This window comes from Pseudomonas sp. (assembly GCF_026224925.1).
Lineage (GTDB): Bacteria > Pseudomonadota > Gammaproteobacteria > Pseudomonadales > Pseudomonadaceae > Aquipseudomonas.
The window spans coordinates 1-7,452 of record NZ_JAMFRV010000518.1; the positions used below are offsets into that span (position 1 = coordinate 1).

The window sequence follows — 7,452 nt, forward strand, 5'->3', positions numbered from 1 at the left end:
GCAGCGGCTGCAGGGTCCTTAATGGCCAGCAGTTCAAGATCGAATACCAATACCGAGTTGGCAGGGATAGTCGGGCTAGGGCTCTGAGCACCATAAGCCAGGTCGCTAGGGATGTACAGTTTGACCTTTTCGCCAACGTGCATCAGTTGCAAACCTTCGACCCAACCCGGGATCACGCCGCTTACTGGCAGATCAATCGGGCTGCCGCGTTCAACTGAACTGTCGAACACTTTGCCATCAGTCAGCTTGCCTTCGTAGTGAACAGTCACAACGTCGGTTGGCTTAGGCTGAGGGCCATCGGCTTTTTTGATGATTTCGTATTGCAGGCCGGAAGCAGTAGTGGTCACTTCCTTACGCTTGCCGTTTTCTTCGAGGAATTTTTTGCCAGCCGCTGCCGACTCTTCGCTCATCTTGGCCATACGCTCTTCAGCACGCTTCTGCAGAGCAGCAAAGGCTTCGACCAGCTCGTCATCTTTCAGTTTCTGTTCTTTCTTGCCAACGGCATCTTCGATGCCTTGGGCTACGGCTTTGGAATCCAAGTCATCCATACCTTCTTGAGCCAGGCTTTTGCCCATGTTCAAGCCGATACCGTAGGAAGCTTTTTGGGCCGGGGTTTTCAGCTCTACGTTGGTATGCGAGTCACAACCCGCCAGTACCAGACCAACCAAGGCTACCGCCGCCGCCAACCGATGCTGTTTCATGCTGATTCCTTGTTCATGCGCCAATAGGGCAAACGAGTAAAGCCGCGAGCTTATCAGGCTGCCGCGATCAATGGCTACCGGCATGAGAGGCACAAAAGGCAGATAAGTTCAGGTATCCAAACGTTTTATTGCGGGGCGAACGACTCGTACAGCATTGGTTCAGCTCTACCAAAGCCGGCCATTGGCCTTATGAGGCCTTATGGCAAACCGCATCGCCGCCAGACAAGCAAATCAGAATTTTAGGGTTCTAGGTCTATTCAACCCCACCGTAGAGCGAGTACGTGAGTCCTCGCACTGATGAAATGGCTACTTGCCACCAACATATTGGCTCAGGCATAAGGTGGCTATAAATAGACAAGGAGGTTTCACGTTGCGCTTTTTAACCCGTGCGTTGCTGCTAATCGTAGCCTTGATCTGCCTGGTATTGGCGGTGGTTCTGTATTACATCGCCAATCCAAACCTGCCCGACTATGTGCCTGCCGAACAGGTGCGTTACCTTGATCAGTGGAGCGAGAAAGACCGCCAGACCTTTTACTTCACGCCCCAGGGCACTCAGGTAAAAGGTCTGCGCTACGACTGGTTCGGCGCGCTGGAACTGCCCTTCTCCGATAAACGTTTCGCGACCCCCGAGTATTTGGCGCGCTTCGGCTTCCTGGTCGATCCAAAACAACACGCGACGCCAGCGAATCCAGGCAACTTGCCGGTTGGATTCACCCAACACCAAAACCCCGGCAGTGATGAGCGGTATTTGGACATCACCTGCGCGGCTTGCCACACCGGAGAGTTGCGCTTCAAAGGTCAGTCGCTGCGCATTGACGGTGGCTCTGCCCACCATGTATTGCCGTCCAGCGTCCCGACCCTGCGCGGAGGCAGCTTTGGCCAGGCGTTAGTCGCAAGCCTGTTCTCGACGTATTACAACCCGTGGAAATTCGAACGCTTCGCACGTAACGTTCTTGGCCAGAATTACGACGCGCAACATGAAAAATTGCGCAGCGATTTCAAGCAATCACTGGATACCTTCATCCACGAAGCCTGGAATGACACCCATCGCGGGCTTTATCCCACTCAAGAAGGGCCCGGCCGTACCGATGCGTTTGGGCGCATTGCCAATGCGGCCCTTGGCGACGCAATTTCCGAGAAAAACTATCGCGTGGCAAACGCGCCTGTGGATTACCCGCAACTGTGGGATATCTGGAAATTTGATTGGGTGCAGTGGAACGGTTCCGCACAGCAACCCATGGCCCGCAATATTGGTGAGGCCCTGGGTGTGGGCGCCACACTGACTCTGTTTGATGCCGCAGGCCATCCCCTCACCGGCGATGCCCGTTATCCGTCAGGCGCCCGCGTCACGGACCTCTACACCATCGAGGAAACCCTGAAAGGGCTTAAAGCGCCTGCATGGCCGGAAGCGCTGCTGGGCAACATCGACCGCCCTCGGGCCGCCCAAGGAAAAACCCTGTTTGCCGATAACTGCGCGGGCTGCCATGTTCCGTTGAACAAGCCAACCCCGGAGCGCCCGTACCTCCTGAAACTGAAAATGCTCCCCGTCGAGTACATCGGCACCGATCCGAACACCGCCGATAACATTTTCAACCAGCGTTATGACCTGAGTTCCCTGAAGTGGGACCCCAAAGATCTCGCCGCATTGAACGTTAACCTAGTCCCGACCACTGACGTGCCGTTGGACACCAGCCATGTATCGATGAGCACAGGTCTGGCGTACATCACGGCTTTTGTTGAGGCTCGGGCTTACCGCGATATGAAGGCGACACCTGCCGAAGTGCAAAAGCTTGAGGGTTTCGGACTGCCCATCAGCGTACGTGAAGCGCGTACTTACCGTGCGCGACCGTTGGACGGCGTGTGGGCGACCCCGCCGTTCCTGCACAACGGCTCGGTGCCCAGCCTTTACCAGTTGCTGTCGCCGCAGGATGAACGCGCCTCGACTTTTTATACCGGCAGCGTCGAGTTTGACCCGCGACATGTGGGCTATAGCACTGAGAAATTTCCGGGTGCGTTTTTGTTCGACACGAGAATCTCTGGCAACCACAACAGCGGCCATGAATTCCGCGTCGGCCCACTTGGTAATGGCGTCATTGGCAGATTGCTGCAACCCGAAGAACGCTGGGCTTTAGTGGAGTACCTGAAGGTGCTCGGCGGCCCACTCGAATCACAACTGCCGTAAGCGCCCGCACACGCGACGGACATAAGGATCACCACATGCTGACCACCCTTTGGGTTCGCCTTGGCGCATTTCTGGGCAAAGTTTTTCTGATAGTTGTGGCGCTAGGCTTGATCGGGTGGCTACTGGCAACCACCTGGTTTGCCTGGCATTACCGTGGGCCGGTATCGGCGCAAGAGCAGATTCCGCTCGGCGAATCCGCCATGACCCAAGGCATTATCCAGACCGCGATCAGCGTCGTTGACCAACATCGGGAAAGCACTCGGTACCTACGCGACGCCCATGCAAAAGCCCATGGCTGCGTGAAGGCTGAGGTTCAGGTAGTGAGCGACCTCGCCCCGGCTCTGCGCCAAGGTGTATTCGCGGAGCCCGGCAAGGTCTGGCAAGCATCAATGCGCCTGTCCAACGGCAATGCTTATCCACAGATGGACAGTGCCAAAGACGCTCGCGGCATGGCGATCAAACTCATGGATGTGCCAGGGCCACAGCTGTTAACTGACCAACAAGGGCGCGGCGAGCAGGACTTTGTGATGTTCAATCATCCGAATTTTTTCGTCAGCGACGTGGCTGAATACGCGCAGAACATCGCCGCCCAAGCCAATGGTCAAAGCAAGCAGGCGTTCTTTCCAGGGTGGGACCCGCGTACGTGGCAAATCCGCCATATGTTCATCGCATTAGGCACCTTGGCCCCAGCGCCAAACAGTCCGACCGAGAGCACCTACTATTCGGTATCACCGTATAAATTTGGCGCGGCCAACGCCAAGTTCCGCGTCGCGCCAGACCCACAAAGTTGCCCTCAGTACAGCTTGCCGCCACAGAACCAAGGGCTACCGAACTTCTTGCGCAACGCCCTGAATCAGCAACTGTCGGCGGATCGCGTGCCCGCGTGTTTCGTGTTGCAGATCCAACGCCAGGACCCGAGCAAGTTCATGCCCATCGAAGACACCAGCATCGAATGGAAGGAAAGCGATGCACCGTTCGAGACCGTCGCCAAGGTACGAATTCCGGCCCAGGATTTTGATACCCCAGCGCTGAACCTCGCGTGCGATAACCAATCATTCAATCCATGGTTTGCCATTGAGGCACACCGCCCGATTGGCGGCATCAACCGCCTGCGCAAAGCGGTGTATGAGGCAGTGAGCGAGTATCGCCACAGTCGCAACGCCGAGCAGTAAACACTGTGAACTTTATGGAACTGCTCACGGCCCGGATGTCTGTTGAGATGCGCACCGAATCCTAATAACAGACCTTCACTGTTCGCCCAGTGTTGATCGACTCCAGTGCACAATCCGCCAACTGCAACGCATACAGACCGTCCCGTGCACTGGTGGGCAATGGCGTACCGTCGTTGAGTGCATCGATAAAATGATCCAACTCGTTGCGGTAGGCATCGGCGTAACGTTCCAGAAAGAAATTCAGCAGCGGCTCCCGGGCGTCAGTCTGAGTAGCATTCCAGAGCCGCAGCGTACTTGAACGATGATTGTCGTTAAGCAGCACCCCTTTGGCACCCGACACCTCCACCCGCTGGTCATAGCCGTACAGCGCCTCGCGGCAGCAATTGATGTGGCATTGCTTACCGGAGGCTGTGCGTAACAGCACCATGACGCTGTCGTAATCGCCGATCTCTTCCAGCCCTGGGTCCACCAGCCGACTGGCAAAGGCCGTGACTTCGGTGGGCTCCTCCCCCAGCAACATGCGCGCGGTATCGAAATCATGGATGGTCATGTCCCGCAGAATCCCGCCCGAATGCGCCAGGTATTCCCGGGATGGCAGCCCTGGGTCGCGACTGGTGATAATCACTTGACGCACTTCGCCGATTTGCCCAGCGGCGATGCCCTTACGCAGGGCCAGCATGTCGGGATCGAAGCGTCGGTTAAAGCCGAGCATCACATTTCCCTTGAGGCGTTCGACCTCATTGACTGCATGCCGCGCTTTGTCGGTATCCAGATCAATGGGTTTCTCGCACAGCACCGCTTTGCCATTGGCCACGGCCTGCAACATCAAGTCGATATGGGTGGCGGTGGGCGTACCAATTACCACGGCGTCGATGTCATGCCGCTCCATCACCGCAGCGCAATCGTACTCGGCCTCGCATTTAAACTGCGCGCTGAGCGCATCGACCCCCTCACGCCACGGGTCGGCGATCACCAGCAATTGGGCTCGGGGGTTGGCGGCGACGTTGGCCGCGTGGATCTTGCTGATACGGCCGGCACCGAGAACAGCGATTCGTAACATGGTCGAACTCCTTTATTTTGTTGTTGTTCAGGCGTTTGAGCGCATTAGTGAGGCAAATTGAACGGGGTCACCACCTGCACCTGTGAAGACGGAATGGGACCGGTTTTCCACAACCGATGAAACTGCAGGATGTGTAAAAACACATGTCGGGCATCTATGTTCAGGTTGTGGTCGATGATCGCTGCGATTTTTTCTTCCGCCAGTAATTGACGATTTTCTTCGTCCAGATCGTGGCCGATGAACACCTCAAGGGGCCGCCCCAGCGCAGCGAACGCATCGACAATTGCTCGATTTCCGCCGCCGACGCTGTACACCGCTTTCAGCTCGGGATGGGCTTTAAGTTCCTCGGTCACCCGTTTGAACGTTGGCTCGTAAACGCCATAACCGCCGCTGATGTCGAGGACCCTAAGGTGAGGGGCGCGGTTACGCAGCCACATGCGAAAGCCCATCTCGCGTTCCTCTTCCCCACGAAAGCGGTCACTGCTGAACACCACCGCAACGTCTTGCGGGTTGGGATCGAGCCAGCGTGACAGTAAATAAGCGGCGGTCTGCCCAGCGGTTCGGTTGTCCATACCGACGTAACCAATGCGCTCGCTTTGCGGTAAATCGGTCACCAGCGTCACCACCGGAACCCCGGCGGAGGTCAGTTGATTTACCGCCAGGTTTATTTGCGGTTCATCAGCCGCCTTAAGCACCACGCCTTGGCTACCAATCTCTGCACAGTGCAGGATCAAGTCGTGCATCTGCTGCGGGTCAATGTCTTCGAACAGATGAAACCGGGGAAAAATCCGGAACGGCGCCAGCCCGCCCAATTGCGCAGTCATGGCCTGCTGCACGGCATTACTGAAGCGTTTTGGCGTGTGCATGATCACGTCGATATGAAAGGTTCGGCCCACCGCCAGCCCGGTTTTTTCCTGGGCCTCCAGTTCTTCCAACGCCTGTTCGATACGCCGATTGGTTTGGTAATGAACGCTTCCGCGCTGATGCAGCACCCGGTCAACGGTAGCTTTGCTGACGCCCGCTTGGGTGGCGATTTGCTTGATGGAGAATCGTTTGGCACGGCTGAGCATGGGTGTACGGACGCCTGAGACTGAGGTTTTTATGAGGTTTGTTCGGGCTATTGTGAGGTGTTTGTAATGCTAGTCTCACTTTCTCTAGGTGTATAGCCGCTAGGTGTATAGCCGTGTAGGCCGTGTATGGCCGAACGTAACTCCAGCGCCATTGGCTTCCACGGCACCGCCCCGACAACAATAAAATCAGCAGGAGAAACTCATGTCTGAAGCCAATCTCTCAACCCCGTTTACCGGGCAATATTTTGTCGTGACCGGCAGCACCCAAGGGCTTGGCGCAGCAGTGGCTCACACCCTGGCCAAGCGTGGCGCCGCCGGTTTGATTATTTGCGGGCGTAGCCGTGGCAAAGGCGAAGAGCAAGCGCGGCAACTGGCGGCTCTCGATTGCCAAGCGTTTTTTGTTGAAGCTGACATGGAACGGGTCGAAGACTGCCGCGCGGTCATCGACGCTGCCCGCCAGCACTTCGGCACCGTGCACGGTCTGGTCAATTGTGCCGGCATGTCAGACCGCGGGACCATTCTGGATACCTCGCCGGAGCTGTTTGACCGGATCTTCGCGGTCAATGTAAGGGCGCCGTTTTTCCTGATCCAAGAAGCCATCAAGCTGATGATCAGCACTCACGTCGAAGGCTCCATCGTCAATATCCAGAGCGTCACCGGGCATGGCGGCCAATCGTTCCTCGCCGCCTATGCCGCGTCTAAGGGGGCGTTGGCGATCTTGACCAAAAACGTCGCGTTCAGCGCCTTGCGCAATCGAATTCGGGTCAACGGCTTGAATATTGGCTGGATGGACACGCCCCACGAGGATGAAATTCAGCGCCAGTACCACGGCGCGGAGGACGGCTGGTTGGCGGCCTGTGAACAGACACAACCCTTTGGGCGACTGCTCAAACCTGAAGAGGTCGCGCAAAGCGTCGCGTTCCTGCTGTCCAAAGAGTCGGGAATGATGACCGGCGCAGTGATCGATCTGGAACAAGGCATCATCGGCTGCGGCGACGGCCCGAGCCCTCGCCCAGATGCACCGCTGTCCCTTGCTGATTCGGCAGCACAGGCCGGAGTTCGGTCATGACCCCAGTGAAATCGCCCCCCTGCACTTTCGTGCGGGAAGACGCCGTGGCCCTGCCCGACTTTGCCGCCTTGTGCGAGCAAAGCGTTGACCTAGAGGACTATCCACACTGCGCCGAGGTGCAACGTAAGGTGCCAATCTATGCCGCGAGCACCCTGCGCGAGGCGTTGAACAACGATCCGACGGCACTGATGAACGAGC

6 protein-coding genes and 1 pseudogene are annotated in these 7,452 nt (G+C 57.1%); 4 read left to right on the plus strand and 3 right to left on the minus strand.

Annotation, left to right across the window (positions count from 1 at the left end; translation table 11 throughout):
* Positions 1-701, minus strand: a 701-nt coding sequence (locus M0974_RS21975) for an FKBP-type peptidyl-prolyl cis-trans isomerase (protein ID WP_297841669.1), incomplete at its 3' end; no start/stop codon positions are given.
* Between the two features lie 370 nt (positions 702-1,071).
* Between M0974_RS21975 and M0974_RS21980 the strand changes: the two genes are divergently transcribed.
* Both M0974_RS21980 and M0974_RS21985 read left to right on the plus strand, forming a co-directional pair.
* Positions 1,072-2,883, plus strand: a complete 1,812-nt coding sequence (locus M0974_RS21980) for a cytochrome c (RefSeq protein WP_297841672.1) — start codon at positions 1,072-1,074, stop codon at positions 2,881-2,883.
* Between the two features lie 35 nt (positions 2,884-2,918).
* Positions 2,919-4,055, plus strand: coding sequence for a catalase family protein (locus tag M0974_RS21985; RefSeq protein ID WP_297841674.1), 1,137 nt, complete (start codon positions 2,919-2,921; stop codon positions 4,053-4,055).
* 61 nt (positions 4,056-4,116) lie between these two features.
* Here the strand turns inward: M0974_RS21985 and iolG are convergent, their stop codons facing one another.
* Together iolG and M0974_RS21995 are read right to left on the minus strand one after the other, a co-directional pair.
* Complete coding sequence (gene iolG, locus M0974_RS21990; RefSeq protein WP_297841677.1) at positions 4,117-5,115, minus strand: inositol 2-dehydrogenase; 999 nt, start codon at positions 5,113-5,115, stop codon at positions 4,117-4,119.
* Between the two features lie 44 nt (positions 5,116-5,159).
* Entirely contained in the window at positions 5,160-6,185 is a 1,026-nt protein-coding gene (locus tag M0974_RS21995) for a LacI family DNA-binding transcriptional regulator (RefSeq protein WP_297841679.1), read from the minus strand.
* Positions 6,186-6,387: 202 nt separating this feature from the next.
* Between M0974_RS21995 and M0974_RS22000 the strand changes: the two genes are divergently transcribed.
* Both M0974_RS22000 and M0974_RS22005 read left to right on the plus strand, forming a co-directional pair.
* Complete coding sequence (locus M0974_RS22000) at positions 6,388-7,254, plus strand: SDR family oxidoreductase (protein WP_297841682.1); 867 nt, start codon at positions 6,388-6,390, stop codon at positions 7,252-7,254.
* Positions 7,251-7,452, plus strand: a pseudogene (locus tag M0974_RS22005) (phytanoyl-CoA dioxygenase); the annotation flags it as partial. The gene M0974_RS22000 and the pseudogene M0974_RS22005, both read left to right, overlap by 4 nt.